24 protein-coding genes are annotated in these 23,146 nt (G+C 55.9%); 17 read left to right on the top strand and 7 right to left on the bottom strand.

Going from position 1 to position 23,146, the window contains the following annotated elements; all coding sequences use genetic code 11:
• The first annotated feature begins 30 nt into the window (after nucleotides 1-30).
• The 11 genes from VI895_01340 to VI895_01290 are packed head-to-tail and all read left to right on the top strand — an operon-like array spanning nucleotide 31 to nucleotide 11,859.
• A complete protein-coding gene (locus tag VI895_01340) occupies nucleotides 31-444 on the top strand; it encodes a CBS domain-containing protein (GenBank protein ID HLG18443.1) in 414 nt (137 codons plus the stop codon).
• Nucleotides 441-1,790 carry an alginate export family protein gene (locus VI895_01335; protein ID HLG18442.1) on the top strand — a complete coding sequence of 450 codons (1,350 nt, stop codon included), beginning with the start codon at nucleotides 441-443 and terminating at the stop codon, nucleotides 1,788-1,790. Before VI895_01340 ends, VI895_01335 begins: the two co-directional genes overlap by 4 nt.
• Entirely contained in the window at nucleotides 1,790-2,905 is a 1,116-nt protein-coding gene (locus tag VI895_01330) for a TIGR04053 family radical SAM/SPASM domain-containing protein (GenBank protein ID HLG18441.1), read from the top strand. Before VI895_01335 ends, VI895_01330 begins: the two co-directional genes overlap by 1 nt.
• Nucleotides 2,906-2,941: 36 nt before the next feature.
• The gene (locus VI895_01325; protein HLG18440.1) at nucleotides 2,942-3,391 is read left to right on the top strand and encodes a cyclic nucleotide-binding domain-containing protein; all 450 of its coding nucleotides are present in this window, start codon (nucleotides 2,942-2,944) and stop codon (nucleotides 3,389-3,391) included.
• A 2-nt stretch (nucleotides 3,392-3,393) separates the two neighbouring features.
• A complete protein-coding gene (locus VI895_01320) occupies nucleotides 3,394-4,287 on the top strand; it encodes a hypothetical protein (GenBank protein ID HLG18439.1) in 894 nt (297 codons plus the stop codon).
• Nucleotides 4,287-4,820, top strand: coding sequence for a hypothetical protein (locus VI895_01315; GenBank protein ID HLG18438.1), 534 nt, complete (start codon nucleotides 4,287-4,289; stop codon nucleotides 4,818-4,820). Before VI895_01320 ends, VI895_01315 begins: the two co-directional genes overlap by 1 nt.
• Complete coding sequence (locus VI895_01310; GenBank protein HLG18437.1) at nucleotides 4,817-8,254, top strand: molybdopterin-dependent oxidoreductase; 3,438 nt, start codon at nucleotides 4,817-4,819, stop codon at nucleotides 8,252-8,254. The genes VI895_01315 and VI895_01310 overlap by 4 nt, the downstream gene beginning before the upstream one ends.
• Nucleotides 8,255-8,256: 2 nt before the next feature.
• The gene (locus tag VI895_01305) at nucleotides 8,257-8,508 is read left to right on the top strand and encodes a hypothetical protein (GenBank protein HLG18436.1); all 252 of its coding nucleotides are present in this window, start codon (nucleotides 8,257-8,259) and stop codon (nucleotides 8,506-8,508) included.
• Between the two features lie 9 nt (nucleotides 8,509-8,517).
• Complete coding sequence (locus VI895_01300) at nucleotides 8,518-9,759, top strand: 4Fe-4S dicluster domain-containing protein (protein ID HLG18435.1); 1,242 nt, start codon at nucleotides 8,518-8,520, stop codon at nucleotides 9,757-9,759.
• The gene (locus VI895_01295; GenBank protein ID HLG18434.1) at nucleotides 9,743-10,405 is read left to right on the top strand and encodes a molecular chaperone TorD family protein; all 663 of its coding nucleotides are present in this window, start codon (nucleotides 9,743-9,745) and stop codon (nucleotides 10,403-10,405) included. The genes VI895_01300 and VI895_01295 overlap by 17 nt, the downstream gene beginning before the upstream one ends.
• Nucleotides 10,402-11,859 (top strand): ethylbenzene dehydrogenase-related protein, encoded by a 1,458-nt coding sequence (locus VI895_01290; protein ID HLG18433.1) that lies wholly within the window; start codon nucleotides 10,402-10,404, stop codon nucleotides 11,857-11,859. Before VI895_01295 ends, VI895_01290 begins: the two co-directional genes overlap by 4 nt.
• Nucleotides 11,860-12,084: 225 nt before the next feature.
• Here VI895_01290 and VI895_01285 read toward each other — a convergent pair whose 3' ends face one another.
• The 7 genes from VI895_01285 to VI895_01255 all read right to left on the bottom strand — a co-directional run bounded on the left by VI895_01285 (nucleotide 12,085) and on the right by VI895_01255 (nucleotide 16,287).
• Nucleotides 12,085-12,768: a hypothetical protein gene (locus VI895_01285; protein HLG18432.1), complete on the bottom strand. Its 684-nt coding sequence runs from the start codon at nucleotides 12,766-12,768 to the stop codon at nucleotides 12,085-12,087.
• A gap of 13 nt (nucleotides 12,769-12,781) precedes the next feature.
• On the bottom strand, nucleotides 12,782-13,264 hold the full coding sequence (locus tag VI895_01280) for a DoxX family protein (GenBank protein HLG18431.1): 483 nt from the start codon (nucleotides 13,262-13,264) through the stop codon (nucleotides 12,782-12,784).
• 54 nt (nucleotides 13,265-13,318) lie between these two features.
• Nucleotides 13,319-13,459 (bottom strand): hypothetical protein, encoded by a 141-nt coding sequence (locus VI895_01275; GenBank protein ID HLG18430.1) that lies wholly within the window; start codon nucleotides 13,457-13,459, stop codon nucleotides 13,319-13,321.
• Nucleotides 13,456-13,662: a hypothetical protein gene (locus VI895_01270; protein HLG18429.1), complete on the bottom strand. Its 207-nt coding sequence runs from the start codon at nucleotides 13,660-13,662 to the stop codon at nucleotides 13,456-13,458. Before VI895_01270 ends, VI895_01275 begins: the two co-directional genes overlap by 4 nt.
• A 1,286-nt stretch (nucleotides 13,663-14,948) precedes the next feature.
• Nucleotides 14,949-15,206, bottom strand: a complete 258-nt coding sequence (locus VI895_01265) for a hypothetical protein (protein HLG18428.1) — start codon at nucleotides 15,204-15,206, stop codon at nucleotides 14,949-14,951.
• A gap of 91 nt (nucleotides 15,207-15,297) precedes the next feature.
• Nucleotides 15,298-15,882 carry a hypothetical protein gene (locus VI895_01260; GenBank protein HLG18427.1) on the bottom strand — a complete coding sequence of 195 codons (585 nt, stop codon included), beginning with the start codon at nucleotides 15,880-15,882 and terminating at the stop codon, nucleotides 15,298-15,300.
• A 66-nt stretch (nucleotides 15,883-15,948) separates the two neighbouring features.
• Nucleotides 15,949-16,287, bottom strand: coding sequence for a hypothetical protein (locus tag VI895_01255; protein ID HLG18426.1), 339 nt, complete (start codon nucleotides 16,285-16,287; stop codon nucleotides 15,949-15,951).
• Nucleotides 16,288-16,347: 60 nt separating this feature from the next.
• Here VI895_01255 and VI895_01250 point away from each other — a divergent pair, with 60 nt between their 5' ends.
• The 6 genes from VI895_01250 (at nucleotide 16,348) to menA (ending at nucleotide 23,139) form a co-directional block, all read left to right on the top strand.
• Nucleotides 16,348-19,794, top strand: coding sequence for an Ig-like domain-containing protein (locus VI895_01250; GenBank protein ID HLG18425.1), 3,447 nt, complete (start codon nucleotides 16,348-16,350; stop codon nucleotides 19,792-19,794).
• Nucleotides 19,795-19,811: 17 nt separating this feature from the next.
• Entirely contained in the window at nucleotides 19,812-20,192 is a 381-nt protein-coding gene (locus VI895_01245) for a hypothetical protein (protein HLG18424.1), read from the top strand.
• A 227-nt stretch (nucleotides 20,193-20,419) separates the two neighbouring features.
• Nucleotides 20,420-20,698 carry a hypothetical protein gene (locus tag VI895_01240; protein ID HLG18423.1) on the top strand — a complete coding sequence of 93 codons (279 nt, stop codon included), beginning with the start codon at nucleotides 20,420-20,422 and terminating at the stop codon, nucleotides 20,696-20,698.
• A 42-nt stretch (nucleotides 20,699-20,740) separates the two neighbouring features.
• The gene (gene arsB / locus VI895_01235) at nucleotides 20,741-21,817 is read left to right on the top strand and encodes an ACR3 family arsenite efflux transporter (protein ID HLG18422.1); all 1,077 of its coding nucleotides are present in this window, start codon (nucleotides 20,741-20,743) and stop codon (nucleotides 21,815-21,817) included.
• Between the two features lie 90 nt (nucleotides 21,818-21,907).
• The gene (locus VI895_01230; protein ID HLG18421.1) at nucleotides 21,908-22,237 is read left to right on the top strand and encodes a carboxymuconolactone decarboxylase family protein; all 330 of its coding nucleotides are present in this window, start codon (nucleotides 21,908-21,910) and stop codon (nucleotides 22,235-22,237) included.
• Entirely contained in the window at nucleotides 22,234-23,139 is a 906-nt protein-coding gene (menA, locus tag VI895_01225) for a 1,4-dihydroxy-2-naphthoate octaprenyltransferase (protein HLG18420.1), read from the top strand. The genes VI895_01230 and menA overlap by 4 nt, the downstream gene beginning before the upstream one ends.
• The last annotated feature ends 7 nt before the right edge of the window (nucleotides 23,140-23,146 follow it).

The raw sequence follows: 23,146 nt of genomic DNA, 5'->3' as shown, positions 1-23,146 counted from the left end.
CTCGAGACATCATGATACCGGGGAACTCGTATGAAGAAAGTCAAAGACATCATGACTTCCGAAGTTTTCTTCGTCCATCCGGACGACAAGCTCGATCTGGCCGAAGACCTCATGCGCTGGCAGCGGATCCGCCATGTTCCGGTCGTGGATCAGTCCAGACACGTCGTCGGAATGCTCACGCATCGGGACCTTCTAAAAGCCGCCGTTTCCAGTTTGGCCCGTCTTCCAAAGAACCGGCAAGAGGAAATTTTTGCGCATGTCATCGTGAAAGAGATCATGCGGAAGAAAGTGTTGACCACGACACCGGAGACCGATCTGCGTGAAGTGGCCGCTTTGATGCTCGACACCAAAGTCGGCTGTCTGCCGGTCATCAATCACGAAAAACGCTTGGTCGGGATTGTCACGGAAGCCGATTTCCTCACGTTGTCTTGGGATGTCGAATGAACAACAGCGCAGTGTTCGTTGCTTTCCTGTTCATCGCTGCACGTCTTCACGCTCAAGAAACGAAACCACTGGAGGAAGTTGCGGCTCCGACGCCCACTCCTTCTCCGCAACCCGCGGCACCGCCCAAGTGGGAACTCGGCGGGGAAGCGCGTTTTCGATATGAAGGCCGGGAGAATTCCGATTTTTCAAACACGACCGATGACGGATCACGTTTCATCGGATCGCGAATCCGAATGAACGTAACGTTGCGCCCCATGGCCACCCTTGAGGGATTCATCCAACCGCAATTCTCAGGCTTTTGGGGACAGACGGAAGCCGGCATCGGCGGGGGCGGAACGATCACAGGCGGAACGTCGACCAGTGGCGCCTTAAAGGATCGGGACCTCTCACTTCACCAAGCCTACGTGAAGTGGGATATGAATCCCGAGCTCCTCCTTAAAGTCGGCCGGCAAGAGATGAACTACGGCGATGCCGTGGTGATCGGAAACGTCGACTTTTCGAACGTCGGTCGCTCGTTCGATGCGGCGCTGGTTCGCTTTCACCGGAACGCTCACTGGATCGACGCATTTTATTCAAAACTGGGAGAGAGCGATGTTGCGGATTCGGGAATCGGTGGCGGCTCGGACTTCGCGGGTGCGTACGCCGGCATCGGGCTTCCCGAGCCGATGAAGGCTCTGGATTTCTACACCCTCTGGCTCCGTGACGATCGTGCAGGCTCCCCCACCACATTTAACTTCGCCACGCTGGGAGCGCGGACAAAATTTGTTGTAGGCCTGGTCGACGGCCGCTTTGAAGGAGCGTTCCAGGTGGGCGAACACCGCGGCGAGGACATGCGGGCGTATATGTTGGACCTTGAGACCGGCTATACGTTCGCCGTGCGCGAAGGGCTTCGTGTCGGTTTGGAATACAATCGCGCCTCCGGAGACGACTCGTCGACGTCGACGTTCACCCGCTTCCATCAACTTTTCCCGACCGCACATCGATGGCTCGGGTACATGGATATTCTCGGAAGACAAAACGTTCAATCCGGCGTCTTTCGCCTCTCTTGGAAACCAACCGCCGCATGGACGTTCACATCGGATCTCCATACGTTTTGGCGTGTGGATCAGAACGACGTGCTTTACTCGATTGCGACGGAATTGCCCCTGGCCGGTCAGGCCTCGCCCCCTACCGAGACCGGGCTTCACGCGGGCGAAGAGCTCGATCTCCTCGTGGCGCTGAAAGTGAACGATCATGTTCATCTCGAAGCTCTGGGCGGCCTCTTCTTCCCCGGAGCCTATATGGATCATGTGATCGGCCTTGATCTGGCCTACTTTGCCTACACGCAGGTGAAGTTCAGCTTATGATGCCCGCACCGCTCGATTTTTCGGTCGCTCCGTTTCTCGCCATTTGGGAAACCACGCAGGCGTGCGATCTCGTCTGCAAACATTGCCGGGCGATGGCGCAGCCGCTCCGATCCCGAAACGAACTGACCACGGATGAAGGGAAAAATCTCCTGGACCAAGTGGCGGATATGGGAACACGGATCATGGTGTTGAGCGGCGGCGATCCGGTCAAGCGTCCCGACCTGTTCGAGCTGATCGCCCACGGGAAAAAGCGCGATCTGCGCATGGGAACGATTCCGGCAGCGGCACCCACGCTTACTCGCGAACTCATCCGAAACCTTAAAAAAACTGGCCTGGATCAGGTAGCGTTCAGTCTCGATTTTCCGAGGGCCGAACTGCATGACGAGTTCCGCGGGGTCCCGGGAGCTTTCGACCGAACCATCGAGGCGACACACTGGGCGCACGAGTTCGGCATCCCGCTGCAGATCAACACGACGATCATGGCCTCTTCCCTTCCCTATCTGAAAGAGATGGGCGAGCTGGCGATCCGCTTGGGAACCGTCTTTTGGGAGGTCTTCTTCTTGGTGCCGACCGGCAGGGGCAACGCTCTTCAACACTTGAATTCGGAAATGTGCGAGCGGGCGTTTGAAACGCTGTACGAACTGAATCGGGCACACGATTTCGTTTTAAAGGTGACGGAGGCTCCGCATTACCGCCGTTACGTGTGCGAACGAGAAGGCGGAATCACGTCGACACGCACGATGCCGGCGCAACTTCGCCGGGCCATCGGTCCCGGGGGGAGCATCGGCCTGGCTCCGAAGACCGTGAACTCCGGGAACGGGTTCATGTTCGTCTCCCATGAAGGCGAGCTTTTCCCGAGCGGCTTTCTGCCGATTCGCGCGGGCAATATCCGAACCGATCGCCTGGCGGACGTCTACCGAAACTCCCGCCTCTTTTTCGATCTTCGAAATCCAAAACTCCTGATTGGAAATTGCGGCGGCTGCGTCTATCGCTCGATTTGCGGCGGCTCTCGTTCACGGGCTTACGCCGTCAACGGGAACTATCTCGGAGGTGAACCGTGGTGCACGTTCCCCGAGAGCCGGTCGGAATCCGTTAAAAAATCTTCCATAGCCTGATTCAGCTCATGTTTTTTGAACCGTGGGATCTTAACAATGGGGATGATGCTGGCTGTATCGCCCAACGGAGACTTCGTGGCTTCCATCCCCTTGGCTCTGACCATCGGTCCGAAATCTCTGACCGACTGGAAAAGGCGAATTCCCCCCTCTCGGTATAAAGCGGGACAAGTTCTTTTTTACCGAGGGCACCTTCCGTACGGCCTCTTTGTGATTCACGAGGGCGCCGTCGAACTCCGAATCACGGAGAAGGACCTACACGCGCCGCTGAAAGCCGGACCTGGCGCCATGTTGGGCCTCGCTTCGTTGGTGGCGAATCAGCCCTACCCGCTTACGGCCCTCGTCGTGAATGACGTTCTGGTTTCCTTTACTGAAAAGTCGACGCTTCTCCATTGGATTCAACACTCCGATCCTCTTTTAGTGCACGAACTGAAGTTCCTAAAAGGGGGAAACGAAATCAAGAGGAAGAGCGCCCGCAAATCCGTTTAGCTATGTCTTCCTCGGCGCGCTCTCTCTTTCATCTCGATCCCGAACTGTTGCGGCAAACCGTGCAGCTCGAAGTCAACCGTCGCGAGCGCAAGGACGATATGGAGATCGTCCGGCAATACGCCAAAGAATCGCACCCCATTTACGAACTCCCCCATTCCCAACGAGCCGCTTCCTTTGAGGAGTTGGAACTCCGTTACTTTCGAACGCTCGGTTTCCAAGAGCAGCTCGAAAAAAGTCTGCTTCACTATCCCCTTCTTGCGAAGCTGAAGCGAATCGAACTGGCGGTGACTCACGCTCCCAAGAACGAGGGAGCGGATTTAATCGTGCCCCAGGGGAATCCCGATCAGCTCTTTGTCCGGCTTTCCGTCCGACCCCAGCGCTTTCTTCAACCTTATTTCGATTACTTCCTAAACGCGGAATGGATGCACATCGCAGACATGCTCGATCCGGCATTCGCCTATCAACCGTCCCGAGCGTGGCGCTCCGCAACACCCGCGGGACAAAAAGCGGCTCAAGAGCGGTTTTCACTTCTTTGGTCCATGTCCGTCGAAGCCCGCCTTCGGAATCTCGGGATCGACACCGGATCGGCTCGGCAAGAGTTTGAACACCGGCTTTCCTATTGTTATCCGCGACGAACGGCGGAGACATTGAGCACTCTGGCCGAAACGATTCGGCGCGAGGCTCATCCCACACAAGAGTGGCTCCTCTCTTTCGCGGAAGATGAAGCCGGCACGCCCCATTGCCCTCTTTGCGGATTTCCCACGTCGGCCTGGGCGGATCCGGCCGACCTGGATCGTGTGGCCGCGCGAGTCCGAACCGATTCGCCCGAATGGAGGCGGGAGAACGGGGCGTGCGAGCGCTGCGTGGAAGGATATTTGGCCCAAGAGATTCATTGATGGCGTCCCCTTTTTCTCTCGAACGCCGGCGTTTCCTCACCGGACGTTTTGCTTCTTCGGTCCGGGCTAAGGTCGTTCACAAAGCTCGCGGTTCCATCTTTCCCCCGGGCACCGAAAACTTTGAACGGCTCTTCTCGTCTTGCGATGCCTGCGGCGGATGCGTCGAGGGCTGTCCGAAACATCTCATTCATCTGGAGGGAGATCCGCCCCTTCCCGTTCTCCGCTTCGACCGATCGGGCTGTCTCTTTTGTGAAGGTTATCCTTGTGCGGCCGCATGCGATCGAAACGCTCTCACGCTTCCAACGGTAAAACTTCCGATCGGCACGGCCGTTTTTCATTCCTCGTACTGCGCGTCCGAGACGGGATCCGAATGCCGAATGTGTGCATCGGCCTGCCCGCAGAAGGCAATCGACCTGATCGACGGGCGGCCGCACATCAACGAGTCGTGCGACGGATGCGGTTTTTGTATTCCGGCCTGTTCAACCGTTTCCAAACCGGCAGCGATTTCCATTGAACCAAGGAGAGAGACATGATGAACCGACGCAACTTTATTAAGGTCAGCTCCGCCGCAGGCGTGGCTCTTTCCGCTCCCCGAGCATTCGCGTTCGGCTCACTGAAACCGTTGACCACCGAGGTCGGCAACCCGCTGGCCGGATACCCGAACCGCGGTTGGGAAAAGGTCTACCTCGACCAATACCGATACGACGATTCGTTCACCTGGGTCTGCTCACCGAATTGCACGCATGAATGCCGGCTGCGCGGCTTCGTCCGAAACGGAATTTTTCTGCGGAGCGAGCAGAATTACGACAATCACAAAGTCAAAGACCTTTACGGAAACAAGGCGACGTATGCGTGGAATCCGCGCGGCTGCTTGAACGGCTTCACGTTCCAGCGGCGTGTATACGGACCGCATCGCCTGCGGCATCCGATCATCCGCAAGGGATGGAAACAATGGGCGGACGACGGATTTCCCGACCTGACTCCGGAACTCAAAAAGAAATATCATTTCGATTCCCGGGGCAGCGACACGTTCGACCCGATCGGATGGGACGAAGCCAACACGTATATCGCGAAGGGAATGATCGCGATCGCAAAACGTTACAGCGGCGAAGAGGGGAAAAAACGGCTCTTGGATCAGGGGTATCACCCCGACATGATGTCGTATCTGGAGGGAGCCGGAACAAGGACATTCAAGTTACGCGGTGGAATGGGACTTCTCGGCGTCATCGGCAAGTATGGAATGTACCGCTTTGCCAACATGCTGGGACTTCTCGACGCCCATGTCCGCGGCGTCGAACCGGACAAAGCCAAAGGCGCGCGAGCATGGTCGAATTATACATGGCACGGCGACCAGGCTCCCGGCCATCCGTTCGTTCACGGTCTTCAGGCGGCCGATTGCGATTTCAACGATCTCCGGCACACCAAATTACACGTCCAGTTGGGCAAGAATCTGGTCGAAAATAAAAGGCCCGACTCCCATTTCTTCATCGAAACGATGGAAAGAGGCGCCAAGATCGTCTGCATCGCGCCGGAATACAGCCCTCCCGCAACGAAAGCGGACTATTGGATTCCGGTCCGTCCGCAGACCGACGCAGCCCTATTGCTCGGCGTGACGAAACTGATGATCGATCGGAAGCAATACAATGCTGCCTTCGTCAAACAGTTCACCGATTTTCCGCTTCTGGTCCGAACCGATACTTCGCGGCGGCTTTCGGCCGCAGAACTGTTCCCCGGATATAAACCGGCGGACCTAAAGAACGGCCCGTCGTATAAGATCCATGGGCTCACCGACGAAAATCGGACGAAACTCCCCGACTACGTTGTCTACGACGAAGCCTCGAAGTCGTTCAAAGCCGTTACCCGGGACGACGTCGGCAAAACCCTGGCGTCGAAAGGGATCGATCCCGCTCTCGAAGGCGAATGGACGGTAAAACTGACCGGCGGCAAAAGTGTGAAAGTGATGACGCTTCTTTCGATGTACCACCGTCACTTACAGGATTACGACCTCGATACGGTGCAGGAGATCACGCATGCCCCGAAGGATTTGATTGTTAAGCTGGCCGACGACTTCGCCACGATCTCACCGGCGGCGATCCATGTCGGCGAGGGGATCAACCATTGGTTCCACGCGACGGAGGTAAACCGCGCGGCGTATTTGCCCCTCATTCTGACGGGAAACATCGGAAAGCCGGGCGCCGGAAGCTACACCTGGGCCGGGAATTACAAAGCCGCTCTCTTTCAGGGAGCGGAAGGCGTGGGATACGGTTTCGGATCGTGGGTCGCGGAGGATCCGTTCCACTGCAACGTCGATCCGAACGCCAAACCGAAGGAGATCCATGTCCGCGAAATTTCCCGCGGAGAGGAACCGGCGTACTGGAATTACGGCGACAAGCCGCTGATCGCCAAAACGAAGAAGGGGCCGCGCAACTTTACGGGCAAGTCGCATATGCCGACGCCCACCAAAGTCATGTGGTTTACGAACGTGAACCTCATCAACAACGCGAAATGGGTCTACGAAATGATCTTCAACGTGGATCCGAACGTCGAGATGATCGTTGCGAACGAGATCGAAATGACGGCCTCCGTCGAGTATTCGGACATCGCGCTGGCCGCGAACTCCTGGATCGAAACGGACGTCCGCGAAATCACGGCGTCCTGTTCAAACCCGTTCCTCCAGATCTGGAAAGGCGGAATTAAGCCGGTTTACAACACGCACGACGACGCGCGAATCCTGGCCGATGTTGCGAAGAAGCTGGGCGAGCTGATTCACGACCCCCGCTGCGCCGAGTATTGGAAATTCATTCTCGAGGGAAGCTCGGATGTTTATATCCAGCGGCTCCTCGACAGCTCGACTACCACACAGGGTTATCAGCTCACAGATATTATGAAGGGCAAATACGGCGAACCGGGGGCCGCGCTCATGCTCTTCCGAACGTATCCTCGAATCCCGTTTTACGAGCAGATCCACGACAGCCTTCCGTTTTTCACGCCGACCGGACGGTTACAGGCTTACAACGACGAACCGGAGGTCATGGAGTACGGCGAGAACTTCATCGTCCACCGCGAGGGACCGGAAGCGACGCCGTATCTTCCCAACGTCATCGTCTCCACCAACCCCTGGATCCGGCCGGACGACTATGGCATCCCCCGCACGGCCATGGGCCCGGATGAACGGCAAGTCCGGAACGTAAAACTTTCATGGAAGGAAGCGAAGGCGACGAAGAACCCCCTCTGGGAAAAGGGGTATCGGTTCTTCGCTCTCACACCGAAATCACGGCACACGACACATTCCAGCTGGGCGGTCACCGATTGGCACGCGATCTGGAGCAATCAGTTCGGGGATCCCTATCGAATGGACAAACGAACCCCCGGCGTCGGGGAATACGAAATCAACATGAATCCAAAGGCGGCCAAGGATCTCAAACTGAACGAGGGCGATTATGTTTACGTCGACGCGAATCCCGCCGACCGGCCGTACACCGGATGGAAGCCGAACGATCCCCGTTATCGCGTGGCTCGCCTCATGCTGCGGGTGAAATTCAATCCGGCCTACCCCTACCACATCATTATGATGAAGCACGGCGCCTTCATCGCCACAGAAAAAACGGTTAAGGCGCACGAGACTCGGCCGGACGGAAGGGCGCTCTCGGGCAACACCGGCTATCAGGCGAGCTTTAGATACGGCTCGCACCAGTCGATCACGCGCGGCTGGCTCCCTCCGATGCACCAGCTCGATTCTCTGTTCCATAAGTCGAAGGCGAAAATGAAGTTCGTCTTCGGCTTCGAGGCGGACAACCACGCCGTCAATACGGTCCCGAAAGAAACGCTGGTGAAGATCACGAAGGCGGAACCGGGAGGCCTGGGCGGAATGGGCGCCTGGAAACCGGGGAGTGAAGGAATGAATCCGGGCGAGGAGAACGAACTCATGCAGGCGTACCTCACCGGCGATCTGACGAAGGGGGGTTGATCATGCCCAAGGATGAATTCGAGTTCGACGATCCGAACGTACTGGTCGGAATGCCCATGCCGGACGATCCGGCGGCCAACGAGGAGATGGCCCGGACGATCATTGAGGAGTACGCCCGCTTCGGGCACCCGAAAGAAGAAATTCTAAAACTGTTCGAGTCGCCGTTCTATCTCATCACCCATCAACTCTACAAAGCGCACGGCCGCGAAACGATCCTGCGTTGGATCCACGAGAGCACGCCGAAGCGGGAATAAGGAGGAGATATGCCGAAAGTCTTCAACTGGCAGATCAAACGGGAAATGGAGTACCCCTACGACGCGGCTTATCCCGATGAACAGTTCGCGTTCGTGTTCAACATCAACCGGTGCATCGGGTGCCAAACCTGCACGATGTCCTGCAAATCGACCTGGACGTTCTCCAAAGGACAGGAATACATGTGGTGGAACAACGTCGAAACCAAACCGTACGGCGGATATCCCCGCCACTGGGACGTCAAGATTCTTTCCATGATGGAAAAGGCCAATCCGGAAGGGCAAGTCTGGAACGGCGGGACCTTTGAAGGGAAGACGGTTTTCGAGGCCGCGGGGCTGGTGCCGGAGTTCGGTCAACAGAGAGTGCTCGGCTATCTCCCGGACGACGATGAATGGGCGAACCCCAATCTTCACGAAGACAGTCCCCGCGGGGCGCGCTTGATGAAAACCATCGCGCATACCGAAGGAACCGAGCTGCCGGTCCATAAGACCTGGTTCTTTTACCTTCAGCGCATCTGCAATCATTGCAGCTATCCGGCTTGCCTGGCCGCCTGCCCTCGAAAGGCGCTTTATAAAAGAAAGGAAGATGGAATTGTCCTCATCGACCAGGAGAGATGCCGCGGATACCGAAAGTGCGTGGAAGCGTGTCCTTACAAAAAATCGATGTATCGGCCAGCCACGCGCACATCCGAAAAATGCATCGGCTGCTATCCGCGGATTTCCGGTCACGAACCGATGTTCCCGGGCACACCGATCGAGACCCGCTGCATGTGCGCGTGCGTGGGAAAAATTCGTCTGCAAGGGCTCGTTAAGATCGATCCCAAGAACGGCGAGTGGAAAGAAGATCGAAACAACCCGCTCTATTACATGGTGAAGGTCGCGAAGATCGCCCTTCCGCTTTATCCGCAGTTCGGGACCGAACCCAACGGCTATTACATCCCCCCGCGATGGGTTCCCCGGCCGTATCTCACTCAGATGTTCGGGCCGGGCGTCGATCACGCCATCGACGAATACACATGGCCGTCCCGCGAAACGCTGGCGGTCATGCAGCTTTTCCGCGCCGCCCAGCCGATTATTTTCAAATACAAGATCGAACAGGGGAAAAAGGTGTTCGAAACGACGATCCGAGGGAAAAAACTCGAGGTCTATAACGACCGGATCATCGGATACGACAAAAAGGGTCGCGACGTGGTGGACGTCCGTGTCGAAGAAGAAGTCTATGAAAGGCCGGCGAAACATGCCAACTCCATCTGACCGCGCGTTCGCCCTCGCGAGGCTTTATCAGCTTCCGGCGGCCTTTTTTTCCACAAAGGTCGATGCTGATTTCTTTCGCTATCTCGCGACGAAAGATGCCGACGCTGATTTAACTGGGCTGGCGGAGCAATTGGCAGACCCGGAATTGATGCAGTCCGCGAAACAGTGGGGGCAAGAAGTAGCGCAACAGACGGACAAAGAGTCGGCGTTCGAAGAACTTTTCGAGCATCTTTCGAAATACGTGATGGCCGATACCTTCCCGCCGTACAGCGCCCGCTACGGAAACCGCCAGCTCTTCGGCGAAGAACAGATCATGGCGGATGTGGCCGGCTTTTACCGGGCGTTCGCCGTCGAGCCGAACGAAAAGGAACGGGTGGATCACATCGGCCTGGAACTCGAATTTCTTTCCTTCCTTGCGTTCAAAGAGGCCGTCGCGCTCCAACAGCACGACCCGGAGCGAGCATCCGTCTCGCGTGAGGCCCGGAGCCGATTTCTCCAGGAGCATGTCGTTCCATTTCTGTTCGCCTACCTCGATGCCACGGATCGCCGGGAACCCAACAAGTTGATGCCTCCGCTCGCGGCGTTCACTCGCGCCCTGGTTGAAAACGAACTGCGCTTTTTTGGCCTTAAAGGAGATCCATCATGAAAGCGACTTTGCTTATCTCGCTGTTGCTGTTCGTCCCTGCCCTCGCTTCCGCCGCGGACGGAAAGACGCTTTACGAGGTGAAATGCGGCGTGTGCCACGGTGCAAAAGGCGACGGCCTTGGGGACGCCGCGTATCTGCTTTTCCCAAAACCGCGCGATTTCACGCGAGGCGTCTATAAATTCCGCTCGACGTCGAGCGGATCCCTTCCGACGGATCAGGACCTGGATCGGACAGTCACGAACGGCCTTCCGGGCTCATCCATGCCGGCTTGGCCCCGGCTGACCCCTGAAGAGAAACAGGCCATCATCACGTACATCAAAGGATTCTCACCCGAGTTCAAAAATCAGGCGGCGCCGGAAGTGATGAACCTCGGAACGGCTCCGGCGGTGACGAAACAACTGATCTCTCAAGGTCGGGCGGTATATGAGCGAATGCAGTGTCGGGTCTGCCACGGCGCAGACGGCAAAGGCCTCGGGACGCAATCTCAAAACCTAAAGGACGATTTCGGCCTGCCCATCCGCGCCGCGGACTTTACGCGCGGCCATTTGAAGGGGGGCCAGCGCCTGGAAGATGTTTATCGCACGATTATTACCGGCATCAACGGCACGCCAATGCCCTCTTTCACGGACGTGCTCAAGCCGAAAGAAAATTGGGCGCTCTCCGCTTTCATTCTTTCCCTCTCCAAGCCGGTGCCGATCACACCGATTGCCGAGCGACAGGTCAAGGTGACCCGGGTCGATCGCGTCGCGATGGCCTATCCGGATCCCATTTGGGATAAAGCTCCCGTCACCCGAGTCCCGCTCAAACCTCTTTGGGCGTCCGGACATTTCGCCGACAATGCCGCCGTTCGGGCCATTGCGAACGGAAGAGGAATCGCTTTCCTCTTGGAATGGGCGAGCGCGCGAAAAGACGACAACTTCATGAGCGTCGACGCGTTTTCAGACGGAAGCGCGATCCAGTTCCCCTTGGAACCGACGAAGGGCGAACCCATCTACACGATGGGCGAGCGAAATCTCCCGGTGAATATCTGGCACTGGAAAGCGGCCTGGCAGAGGGAACTCGGCGTGCAGAGGAAGCTCGCGGATGTCTATCCGTACATGGCGACCGATATGGCCTTTATGGGGTTAGAGTCGACAACGCCTTATCTCACGGCGGTCGCCGCCGGGAACCGTTTTTCGTGGCCGACCCGCAGATATCCGGTCGAAGACTTGAACGCCACCGGCTTCAGCACGCTCACCACTCAGCCGGTCGAGGCGCAAAATATCGAGGGGTTGGGTACATTTTCGGATGGGAAATGGCATGTGGTCTTCCGCCGCTCCCTCGCGAGCAAAGATAGCGCGGACGCGAAGTTCGACAAGAGCGGCGAGCTCGCCATCGCCGTATGGGACGGACAGGAAAAAGACCGCAACGGGAAGAAAAGCGTCAGCGAGTGGATTGAATACCGGCTTGAATGACCGTATGACGCGGCGATCATCTTCAGCGGGGTCCGCTGGAAGAGCGGGTCGCCCGTTGGAAAATTCCATCTTTAGGCGCACGTTGCGCTAACCCGAGATCTCGTCAGACCGGGCGGCCGGACCGATTTTCGGAACCGCCCGATCCTCGTTTTTGGATTCTATCGATCAACGCCCAGGGCGTTAGCAGGAGTCACCCGAGGGCACGCTCCTTATTACTAAGAGGACTCAAGTCGAGCAACCGTCCGTGCTCCCTTGAATGGAGCCGTTCTCAATACCGTTCTCATCGAAAATGGTGCCGGTGATCGAATTGCCCGAGATGGTTCCGGAGGCTGAACCCCCCTCGGTCGATTGAACGGTAAATGTGTCTCCATCCCGTGTCCCTGTGAGGTTACCGCCTTCGAAGTCCCCTTGATAACTCCCCGTCACCGAATTGCCGGAGACCACCACTAGGAAGACACCCGAATCCTCACTTTGAAACGTCCCGCAAAAGACAAGGACGTCGTCCACCGACGAATCAACGCCTGAAAAGGTCCCGGCATCGACACCGTCCTGAGTCAACGAACCTGTGAACGTACCATCGTCCAGGTTCAGTGTTCCCGTGAACGTGAAACCGCCGCCCGAAAGCGTAAACGCACCGTTCGACGAGGTAAGCGTTCCCTCTAAAGGGACCGTTCCTCCCGGATAAATACATTCTCCGGTGATATTCGTGCCTCCCGACCCCTGCGCACGGACGTTCAGGCGGCCGGCATCGGCCGGAACATTGATCTGAATCGATCCGTCCTGGCCGGAGTCAAACGCGATCGCGCCCTGATACGTTCCCGCCGCGCCCGACGTGTCGTCACCTCCGCAGGCCGTCAAAACCGCACACAGGATTACAAGACTGAAGCTGAATAATTTTCTTTTGGACATTCCTGCCCTCCTTCTAGTTGTTCATACCATGGTATTGTTGTTTGAGCGTGAAATGGTTTTGATCTTTTTTGTCACCGAATACTTTCGCGTCCGAAGAGAACTTCCCGGGTCCCAACGCCAGGAACAAAACAGCGACACCTAAATAGACCAGCGCCGGCTCGTAGGAAGACCCCCCCGTGGGATTCACGAACGGATCCTTCAGCACGATCAAATGCAAATTGACGGCAACCAGCATTGTAAAGCCGATTCCCAGAGATGCGAGCGGCGTCAAAAGCCCGATAACCCAAGCGATGCCCCCGCCGAACTCCGAAAGTGCCGCCAAGAATTGGAAGAAACCGGGAACAGGGGCCGGGCCCATCCAGGCAAATGGATTTTGTATCTTTCCCCACCCGTGAAGAACAAACCCGGTTCCTGCAATCAGGCGCATCAGAAGAATAGCGGTCGACGCAAAGGCTGGATAGGAACGCACTTGCAATAGTCGCTTTACTTTCGCCATGATCGTTTACCCTTCTTAAGTTCGATCACCATGACTTCAATGCAAAGAGAGATTCTACAGGGCAGCAAGAGTACGGAAAAGTTTCGACCGATTCGCCGCCGGGTTTTTCGCTACGGCAAGATACGCTTCTCGAAACGGAGTGCCCTTCACCGCCATTTTGAGCGCTCGCTCCGCGGCGTACAGCTCCGGCGTCATCGAAAGCCGCGCTCGATTTTCGTTCGGCTCGACCCTTTCAAGACCTGATCGAACACCCCCTGGCGGACGTGTCGCATCGCTTTTGGACCTTTTCGATCCCCAAACGCTTGCGGCCCATCGCACGTTTTCCCTCGCCCTTTGCATCGGATGACGTCGCGACGAACCTGATGAGCTGGCCCCACAGCGGCTTTCACGTGCACCACTCGGATTCCTTCCCCGCCTCCGACCGGCAACAGCTCACCCGCCGCTTGGCCTATGCCTTTCGAACCCCCGTCTCGTTATCCCAACTGACCTACACCCAAAACTCGGTTTCCCTGCGGACTCGGATCCGTTGGTTCCAATCCTTAAAAAAATGGAAGAGCCCTGTTCTTTGATGAACGAAAATCCGACGGCGGAAAACATCGCGAAACTCATATTTGAAACTGCGCGCGCCAAAGAACTTCCCGTTGTTGAGGTTCGCCTTTGGGAAACGCCCATGCAGTACGCGGTTTATCGCGAAAGCCGTTGATTGCCATAATCGACTAATTTCATTAGAAATTCCTACACCGCCGTGTAGCCTGTCTAAATGGGTCGTGAAAATATATCTGCGTTTGTAGTTGCTCTATTATTGTTCGTGTCGACTTCCTACAGTCAGGATTGCTCCCAGAAAACGTCCTCATTTGAGCGAGATCGATGCTGGAGCAAAGTAGGGATCGATTCCAAAGACTCTACTACCTGCGAAAAGATTCAAAACAATGAGAGTAAGCTGGGGTGCTTTTCTGGAATAGCGGTAGGGACACATGAGCCAACCGTCTGCAATAGACTCCACGACGGACATCTTCAGGACCTTTGTTTTGTCTACGCAGCAGGACGACTTAAAGATTCGACCATATGCCCTAAGATTCAAGATCAGCGCCTCGTCGATGAATGTATGCAGAACTCGACTCTTCAGAAGGTAACAGATCGCGCAATCGAAAATAAGGAACCATCTTCTTGTGAAAGAATCGCAGATCTTTCCCGTAAGCAACAATGTTATCTGTCCTTGGCCAAGGCGACAAAGACCTATTCTCTCTGTGAACAATCGGGGTGGAGTGATGAATGCAAAGTCCTGATTGCTCAGGAACATGGAGATTCGTCTATTTGTCCGTCTCTTGGGACACTCGAATCGAAAAACGACTGTTTCTTTAAGGTGGGCCAAAAATTGAATGATGTTTTGTACTGTCGAAAAATCGAACAGAACGATCAAAAAAAGGACATTTGCATTGTGGCCGTTGCAAAAGGGCTACAAAACCTTTCGCTCTGTTCGCAGGTAACCAATCCAACTCTTCAGAACGTCTGTAAATCATCGCGCTAACCATCGACGTTAAGATTTTGGTTTTGAAATTCCCTCGGGGAGGACGGCGATCTCCATCCCCTCCTCCGCGGGGTGTATCGCGTCCTGTACGATCATTATTCCCACTTCCAGAAGGTCTACCCTACCCGATTTCAGGTTTTGCTCGGCCTCTTTCGTTCATGCGTCGACCACACGGGCGATCGGTTCCTGATCTGTGGCGATCCCCGGGAGGGGGTGGCCGTCTATTCGTGTGATTCCTGTGAGCAGAAAAGAATCGTTCCCTTTTCCTGAAAGACCCGACTGTTCTGTCCCTCGTGCCACCAAAAGCGAATTCTCCTCTGGGCGGAAGACCTGATCGAACACCCCCTGGCGGACGTGTCGCAGCGCTTTTGGACCTTTTCGATCCCCAAACGCTTGCGGCCCTATTGGCTTCATAATCTTTTGAATAAGTCCCAAAAAAGGTAAGCGATAAAGCATAGATCGAAGAGCAGCACTGAAATCAAGAGAACGTTGTAAAGCAGATTCATCATCGGCTTTTCGGCTTTAATCTAATACACGACAAGCGGTTGCTAAAAAAGCGGTGTTGACTGATTTCGCCAAGGAGCCGGAAGTTATCGACCTTCATCCAGGGTTTCATGTTCCACTCTCCCCCGACATTCAGGCTCCATCCGAAATCATTTTTCTGGTCAGAAAAGTACAGAGCCCGAGGAAACCACCGACGAAGCCAAGACCCGCAAGAGTCCGCAGCAGTTTTTTCTACGGGAATAAGGAAACGCCATGTTTTTTCTCTCTTGTAAAACACCGACCGAAACATTTCCTGGCCGACAATCGTCCAGACCATGAACAGCGCTACGGCTCCCAGCATCAGTTTGATGTTCTTCCACTGAAACCCGTCGCGCAAAAGGTCCGGAATCCAACTATCCCAACGGACCTTTAATGGAACCGCTGCGTGCAGAGGCGCAAAGCCGAGACCCTCCCCGTGGGCCGACAGAGCCGAGCGGAGATCTTTCGCTTCACCTTGATTTCCCGCCTGCACGAAGCGGGAGTTCTCTCGGATGACGTCGCGACGAACCTGATGAGCTGGCCGAACAGCGGCTTTCACGTCCCTCACTCGGATTCTTCCCTGGATTTGGCTGGATTTCGTCTTGTTTAGGGTTCCAGCAGACCCTCCGTTCCCTCAAAGTCCCCCTTCCCTCGCTTTGGCCACGCCCATCCCACACTCCATACCACCGCCGGAGTTTTCAAAATTACTAAGAGGACATCCCTTCGCGCCTGCTTCGCGCAATCCTTTCCCTGCGTCGCCACCAATTGAATCAGGGGGCCGGTTCAAATGTTTAGGTTCTTCCCCAAATACAAAAGGCAGGATCATCGCGATGCTCTCGACTGAGTGGCTCGTTCCGTTTTCGTTCCATTCCTTGAGCTTACGGTATGAAAAAAAGTAACAGATGTTTGTACTTTTTGCGAAACCCAATGTGAACTTTCGTTGCCATAAACGGCGCATCTCCTCTTCCTGCAACGCTTTTTTCGCGGTCTTCCGCTTGGCTTAAAGATTGCTCCATTCTCCCGGGGTGTATTAATGAAGGAGTCCGACACTTCCGCGCTACTCGGTTTCCTCTTGGCTCTTTCGTTCCTGTTCGCTGTACCTGTGGTTGGCTGCGGCTCGAGCGCCACGAAATCCGATTTGGTTCCAGAAGAAAAGGTTCAAACTTCCTCTTTTCAAACTTCCTATTCTGAAACTCTCAATGGCGAAGATTTTTCCCGCATAACCGGCCGACTTGAAATCCTTCAAGTCGATAATTTTGACAACCCCGTTGAAGAGCGGATGTACCTTCTCGAAGATTCGGTTTCGCACAAGACCTTTGAACTTCATTTTCCCGGAGAGCCGCCCGCCGGTTTATCCACGGGTTCAATGATCTCGGTTCAAGGCGCGGTTGAAGACCAGACGATTCATCTGGAGGCCGTTTCCTATTCGCCGATCGGTGCTCTCTCGAAAGAGGCGATGGGGATTGAGGTTCTCGAAACTCCGATGGTTTCCGAAGCGGCTTTAAGCAACGTACGGCGGGCGGTCATTCTGCTGGTGGATTTCATCGATTCACCGTCCTCCTGCACCACGGAGAGCCAAGCCGCCAACATCATGTTCACAGGGGTACAATCTGTGGACGGCCTGTATCGGGAGACCTCGTTCGGCGTCGTATCTTTCCCCGGAGACACCAACGGCAACGGGCAATCGGATGTGTATCGGGTATTGATCTCCGGCTCCAAAACGGAGTCTTGCGATCCAATCACGTGGGCAACGCGAGCTGATGAAGCGGCGGTAAATATAGGGATCGATCTGAACTTATACCAACACAAAGTTTACGTTCTTCCCTCGGACAGCACTTGTACATGGGCTGGGTTGGGCAACGTCGGATGCGCTGGTGTGTGCCGCGCTTGGGTAAAATACTGTGTCGCGGATATTTTTGCCCATGAACTCGGTCACAATCTGGGGATGGCACACGCTTCCGCGGATTGGAACAACGACGGGGTTAACGATAGTGAGTATGGAGACATCACCGATTTCATGGGGATGTCGAATAATATCTTTCGGCAGGTCAACGGGCGTCACAAGGAGCAGATGGGATGGCTTCCTCCCTCGCAGATTATGGAAATCGGCAGCGCAGGGACATGGACCGTGACCGTGGCGCCCTTGGAGACCGAACCGGCCTTGGCACTCTATCCACAGCTTGTCAAAATTCCTAAAGCAGGCACGGGTGAATATTACTATGTCTCCTATAGGAGAAAAATTGGATACGACACAGCACTTGGTTCAAGATATACCGACAAGGCCAGCATTCATTACAATAAGTCGCTATCCTCGAATACGTTCTTTGTGGACACGCTTGTCGACAGCGGAGTGTTCCAAGATTCGAACAGCTGGATTACGATGACACAACTCTCCCATGACACGAACGGCGTTACGGTTCGGGTTGATGTGCCCGTGATCAATGATGCGATCCTTTCGATGACGTTTCCGGCCAGCGGCGCGACAGTGACAGGGACCATTCCTGTGTCGGCGACAGCTTCGGAAAGCCTCGGCGTTGTGAGCGTACAATTCAAACTCGATGGAGTTAATCTGGGTGCGGAAGATACGACTTCTCCTTACTCCGTTTCCTGGGATACAACCTCTGTACCGAATGGCGCGCACTCGCTTGCTGCCGTCGCGCGGGACGCAGCCGGAAATACAACCGCCACCCGTGCAATCGTTGTAACCGTTTCCAACAGCCAGCCCGTTGACAATATACCTCCGGCTGTTTCGATGCAGTTTCCGGCCGACGGCGAGACGGTTTCAGGGGTCGTCAGTGTGTGGGCTAAGGCTTCCGACAGCTTCGGAGTTGTGGGCGTCCAATTCAAGAAAAACGGGTACGATTGGGTGGAAGATACGACATTTCCTTACGCTTTTTCTTGGGATACAACCAGGGAACGGAATGGCACGCACTCGCTTACGGCCGTGGCTCGGGACGCGGCGGGGCATACCACCACCTCCAGCGCGGTCGTTGTAACGGTTTCTAATCTCGACACCACCCCGCCGTTTGTTTGGATAACATATCCTGCCAGCGGTGCGACGGTGTCAGGAACCCTCAGTGTGTCGGCGACCGCTTCCGACATCAACGGCGTCGCGGGCGTTCAATTTAAACTCGACGGTGGGAACCTGGGTGCGGAAATTACGACCGGTACTTTCTATTCAATTTCGTGGAATACAACCTCTGTCACCAACGGCTCGCACTCGCTTTCGGCCGTGGCGCGGGACGCGGCGGGGAATACCGCCACCGCGAGTGCGGTCAATGTGACGGTTTCCAACTCGTCCCTGGACACGAGCCCCCCGGCCGTTTCGATGACGTCTCCGGCCAGCGGCGCGACCGTGTCGGGGACCCTCAGTGTGTCGGCGACCGCTTCCGACAACATCGGCGTTGCGGGCGTTCAATTCAAGCTCGACGGTGCGAATCTCGGCGCGGAAGACACGACCTCTCCTTACTCTATTTCGTGGAATACAACCTCTACGGCCAACGGCTCGCACTCGCTTTCGGCCGTGGCGCGGGACGCGGCGGGGAATACCGCCACCTCCAGCGCGGTCAATGTCACGGTTTCCAATCTCTCCTCTGACACAACCCCGCCGACGATTTCAATGATATCTCCGACGTTCGGTGCGATAGTGTCAGGGACCATCAGTGTGTACGCGACGGCTTCCGACAACATCGGCGTTGCGGGCGTTCAATTCAAGCTCGACGGCGTGAATCTGGGCGCGGAAGTCACGACTTCTCCTTACTATTTTTATTGGAATACCACGTCTGCAGCCAACGGCTCGCACTCGCTTTCGGCTGTGGCTCGGGACGCGGCGGGAAATACCGCCACAACCGCGGCGGTCAATGTCACGGTTTCAAATCTCGATACGATCCCACCGACCGTTTCGATGACGTCTCCTGCAAGCGGTGCGACAGTGTCGGGAACCACCAGCGTATCCGCTGCAGCTTCCGACAACAACGGTGTTGCGGGCGTTCAATTCAAACTCGATGGCGTGAACCTGGGCGTGGAAGACACGACCTCTCCTTACTCTATTTCGTGGAATACAACCTCTGTCGCCAACGGCTCGCACTCGCTTTCGGCCGTGGCGCGGGACGCAAAGGGGAATACCGCCACCTCCAGCGCGGTCAATGTCACCGTTTCAAACATCACATCGCAACCTCCGACAGCCAACGCCGGCCCTGACTTTTCCATCGTGAAAGATACGGTAAAAACGGTCTACGGATCCGGCAGTGATCCGGACGGTACCATCGCCTCGTATTGGTGGACGATCAGTTCAACCTCCTGCGCACTCTCGACGCCTGATGCTTCTCAGACCAACATCAAATGCACGGTCGCTGGCACCTTCACATTGACGTTGAAGGTCACGGATAACCAGGGGCTCACTGCCTCGGACAGTGCGATCGTGACGGTCACCTCCCCAGGGGGTGGCGGCGGGGGGTGCGGTAGTTGTAGAATCCAATAACAAGAAGTGGAGGGGAGATGATCTCTAAAGATCAAGGGAGCCATGAGCACCTCGTGCGTTTTGTTGCGCTGTCTTTTCTCTTCCTTTTGCTTTTCTTGCTTCCGTTCACATATAGGGAGACCTCCATTGCATTCGCGCAAAATAAAAATCCTTCCCGCATCACAGGCCGACTTGAAATCCTTCAAGTCGATAATTTTGAAAATCCCGTTGACGAGAAGATGTACCTTCTCGAAGACTCGGTTTCACACAAGATCTTTCAACTTCATTTTCCCGGAGAACCCCCCGCTGGTCTCTCTACGGGATCAACGATCTCGGTTCAAGGTAAGGTTGAAGGCAGCGAGATTTATCTGGACTCCGTTCCCTTGCCAGCGGCCACGCCTCTCTTGAAAGATCGTTAGGGGATTGAGGTTCTCGAAGCTCCAATCCCTCCCGAGGCAACATCGAGCAACGCGTGGCGAGCACTCATTTTGCGGGTGAATTTTGTCAATTCGGCGGCCACGCTGGCGACGACCTACTCGAGGAATCTCACCCCGCACCTCCAACCAACCAGTTTCGCAAGTCCCCGCCAGTCAAAGCGCGAGCTTCGAAAGAACGCATATCTTGATCGGATGCCGTGCGCAGGATTTTGGCTGTTTCACGTTCATGTATCCGGCCTCTGGTTGGAGAGAATCTCCCTCCGGGCCCTGATGGAATCTGCGCTCTCGTTCCTCAAGTTTCTCGCGCCCCCCCGCACAAACCGGTGGAGTCCTTCTTCAATCGGCACGGAAAGACTCCCTCCCTCCTCGCCCCGGAGGAACCCACACCGTACGAATCGGTCGACTTCAACCAGGAACAGATCGAATCCAACGCCGAGTTCGATCAACCGAGCCAAATGACGGGGCGGAATCTTCTCTATCGATCGTGACGAAAACCGGCGCCGCCGGTCACCTTCTCTTGATTCGTGGTTATGCTAAAACCCCGATTGATGGGAATCTTCGGACGTTTCTTGAGCCTCTGGGTTCTGGTTTGCATGGTGGCGGGTGTCGTGCTGGGAAGATTCTTGCCCGGCTTGACGGACCGTCTGCGAGGACTCGAGTTCGCCGACGGTAGCCAGATCAATATTCCGATCGCGCTTCTCATCTGGCTCATGATCTACCCGATGATGCTTAAGGTTGATTTCGCCTCGATCGTCCGGGCGGGGCGAAAGCCGCGCGGACTCGTGATCACGTTGGTGGTCAATTGGCTCGTGAAACCCTTTTCCATGGCCTTGCTCGCGTGGCTCTTTTTCCGGATTCTCTACGCGGCGTTCATTCCCCCCGAGCTTGCCGACCAATATATTGCGGGGTTGATCATCTTGGCCGCGGCCCCGTGCACGGCCATGGTCTTTGTTTGGTCTTACCTTTCGAAAGGGGATCCGGGCTATACGCTGGTGCAGGTTTCCGTAAACGATCTTATTATGCTGGTGGCGTTCGCGCCGATTGTGAAGTTCCTGGTGTCGGGTACGTCGGGGTTGGAAGTCCCGTTCCGTGTTCTGCTATTGTCTGTCTTGATCTTTGTTGTCGTGCCGCTCGCGGCCGGAGCAGTGAGTCGTCGGCTTCTCGTTGCGAAAAAGGGGATCGAGTGGTTCGAACACCATTTTGTCGCGAGGTTCCAGCCTTTTTCTGTCGCGGCGCTCCTGGTGACGCTGGTTATGATTTTCGCCTTCCAGGCCGATAATTTGGCCCAGCGATGGTTTCACGTCGTCCTTCTTTCGATTCCGATCCTTCTGCAAGTTTATTTCAACTCGGGGCTTGTGTACTTTCTGATGAAGCGCTTGGGCGTGGAATACGCTGTAGCCGCGCCGGGCGCCCTCATCGGAGCGTCGAATTTCTTCGAGTTGGCCGTGGCTACGGCCATTGCCCTCTACGGCCCCGAATCCGGCGCTGCTCTGGCGACCGTTGTCGGAGTGTTGGTCGAGGTGCCGGTGATGCTTTCCGTCTGCCGAGTCTGTCTGTCGACGCAGCACTGGTTCGCGCAAGAGAATCCTCTTCATCGCGCCGGATAAAGACCGCAACGGGAAGAAAAGCGTCAGCGAGTGGAAGTTGACGCCTGCGAGCACCTCGGTAAAAGAACAATGTTTCCCGAGAGGTGACGCATGCAACCGAAACCGCCGAAAACCTACTTCGACTTCATCAAAAGGTACCCCGAAATTGGTGAGGCTTGGGAGATCCTGGGCCGAGCGGGGAAAGAGGCCGGACCGCTGGACGCCAAGACCGTCCGTCTCCTCAAACTCGCGATCAGCATCGGAGGCCGGTTGGAAGGCGCCGTTCACGCGGACACACGGCGGGCGCTTGCCGCGGGCGCTACACGAGAGGAAATCGAGCAGGTGATCGCTCTCGCAGCGTCGACCATCGGTCTTCCGTCCACGGTAGCGGCGTTTTCCTGGGCTCGCGAAACGATTCGGGAATCCAGGCCCAAACGATGACCGGCCCCGGTCGCTACTGGCGTGCGGTCCGTCCATTTTCTCTTCCGGCCTCGGTCGTCCCCGTATTTCTGGGATCCGTGCTTGGAGTGAGCGAACTGGGATTCTCTTCGTTTCATCCGGCCGCCTTCATCCTGACGCTTATGGGCGTAGTAGCGCTCCACTGCGTCGGAAATCTCGTCAACGACTATTTTGACGATCGTAAAGGGGTTGATACCGGGCCGTACGGTTCTCGAGGATCCTTGGCCACGAAAGAAATGACGCCGGCCGGGGTGCGCCGCCTGATCGCGATCTTTCTTGTCATCGCTTCGGCGTGCGGAATCGTTCTGACGTTCACCCGGGGGACGTTTGTCCCTCTCCTCGGAGGTGTCGGGGTTCTTTTAGCTTTCACGTATACCGCCTATCCGATTCATCTGAAGTACCGCGGGGTGGGCGATCTCGTGATTGTTCTTGGATTCGGGCCGTTGGTGGTCCTCGGAAGCAATATGGTTCAAACACAACATTTTTCTTGGAAGTCGGTCTTCATTGCGCTCCCGATCACGTTCCTCGTGGATGCGATTCTCCACGCCAACAACACGCGTGATCTCACCATCGACCGCCAGAACCGGATTCGAACATGGGCCGGAATCCTTGGACCCTCCGGCGCCAGGACATTCTATTCGCTGCTGCTGATCGGGGCTTATGTTTCCGTGGCCACCCTCGTTTCCGTCAGTGTCCTGACACCGGTCGCCCTGGTGACGTTTCTGACGATCCCCGTGGCGTGGAAACTTCATCGAATGATGGATAGGCAAGAGCAGATCGAAGCCGCGGCGTTCGCTTTTATTGATGCAAAGACCGCCCAACTTCATCTCGTGTTCGGTCTTCTTTTGTCGGCGTCATTGATTCCTCCGGTACTTATAAGGTAAGTCTTTC

Source organism: Bdellovibrionota bacterium (assembly GCA_035292885.1).
Taxonomy (GTDB): domain Bacteria; phylum Bdellovibrionota_G; class JALEGL01; order JALEGL01; family DATDPG01; genus DATDPG01.
This window is presented reverse-complemented; position numbering and strand designations above follow the sequence as displayed.

Excerpts from the sequence above, each read along its gene's own strand:
- VI895_01295 (HLG18434.1), top strand. The coding sequence starts at position 9,743 with ATGCCAACTCCATCTGACCGCGCGTTCGCCCTCGCGAGGCTTTATCAG.
- VI895_01300 (HLG18435.1), top strand. The coding sequence starts at position 8,518 with ATGCCGAAAGTCTTCAACTGGCAGATCAAACGGGAAATGGAGTACCCC.
- VI895_01335 (HLG18442.1), top strand. The coding sequence starts at position 441 with ATGAACAACAGCGCAGTGTTCGTTGCTTTCCTGTTCATCGCTGCACGT.
- VI895_01280 (HLG18431.1), bottom strand. The coding sequence starts at position 13,264 with ATGGCGAAAGTAAAGCGACTATTGCAAGTGCGTTCCTATCCAGCCTTT.
- VI895_01290 (HLG18433.1), top strand. The coding sequence starts at position 10,402 with ATGAAAGCGACTTTGCTTATCTCGCTGTTGCTGTTCGTCCCTGCCCTC.
- VI895_01285 (HLG18432.1), bottom strand. The coding sequence starts at position 12,768 with ATGTCCAAAAGAAAATTATTCAGCTTCAGTCTTGTAATCCTGTGTGCG.
- VI895_01340 (HLG18443.1), top strand. The coding sequence starts at position 31 with ATGAAGAAAGTCAAAGACATCATGACTTCCGAAGTTTTCTTCGTCCAT.
- VI895_01310 (HLG18437.1), top strand. The coding sequence starts at position 4,817 with ATGATGAACCGACGCAACTTTATTAAGGTCAGCTCCGCCGCAGGCGTG.
- menA (HLG18420.1), top strand. The coding sequence starts at position 22,234 with ATGACCGGCCCCGGTCGCTACTGGCGTGCGGTCCGTCCATTTTCTCTT.
- VI895_01265 (HLG18428.1), bottom strand. The coding sequence starts at position 15,206 with ATGAAGCCAATAGGGCCGCAAGCGTTTGGGGATCGAAAAGGTCCAAAA.
- VI895_01325 (HLG18440.1), top strand. The coding sequence starts at position 2,942 with ATGGGGATGATGCTGGCTGTATCGCCCAACGGAGACTTCGTGGCTTCC.
- VI895_01250 (HLG18425.1), top strand. The coding sequence starts at position 16,348 with ATGAAGGAGTCCGACACTTCCGCGCTACTCGGTTTCCTCTTGGCTCTT.
- VI895_01315 (HLG18438.1), top strand. The coding sequence starts at position 4,287 with ATGGCGTCCCCTTTTTCTCTCGAACGCCGGCGTTTCCTCACCGGACGT.
- VI895_01275 (HLG18430.1), bottom strand. The coding sequence starts at position 13,459 with ATGACGCCGGAGCTGTACGCCGCGGAGCGAGCGCTCAAAATGGCGGTG.
- VI895_01330 (HLG18441.1), top strand. The coding sequence starts at position 1,790 with ATGCCCGCACCGCTCGATTTTTCGGTCGCTCCGTTTCTCGCCATTTGG.
- VI895_01305 (HLG18436.1), top strand. The coding sequence starts at position 8,257 with ATGCCCAAGGATGAATTCGAGTTCGACGATCCGAACGTACTGGTCGGA.
- VI895_01230 (HLG18421.1), top strand. The coding sequence starts at position 21,908 with ATGCAACCGAAACCGCCGAAAACCTACTTCGACTTCATCAAAAGGTAC.
- arsB (HLG18422.1), top strand. The coding sequence starts at position 20,741 with ATGCTAAAACCCCGATTGATGGGAATCTTCGGACGTTTCTTGAGCCTC.
- VI895_01320 (HLG18439.1), top strand. The coding sequence starts at position 3,394 with ATGTCTTCCTCGGCGCGCTCTCTCTTTCATCTCGATCCCGAACTGTTG.
- VI895_01245 (HLG18424.1), top strand. The coding sequence starts at position 19,812 with ATGATCTCTAAAGATCAAGGGAGCCATGAGCACCTCGTGCGTTTTGTT.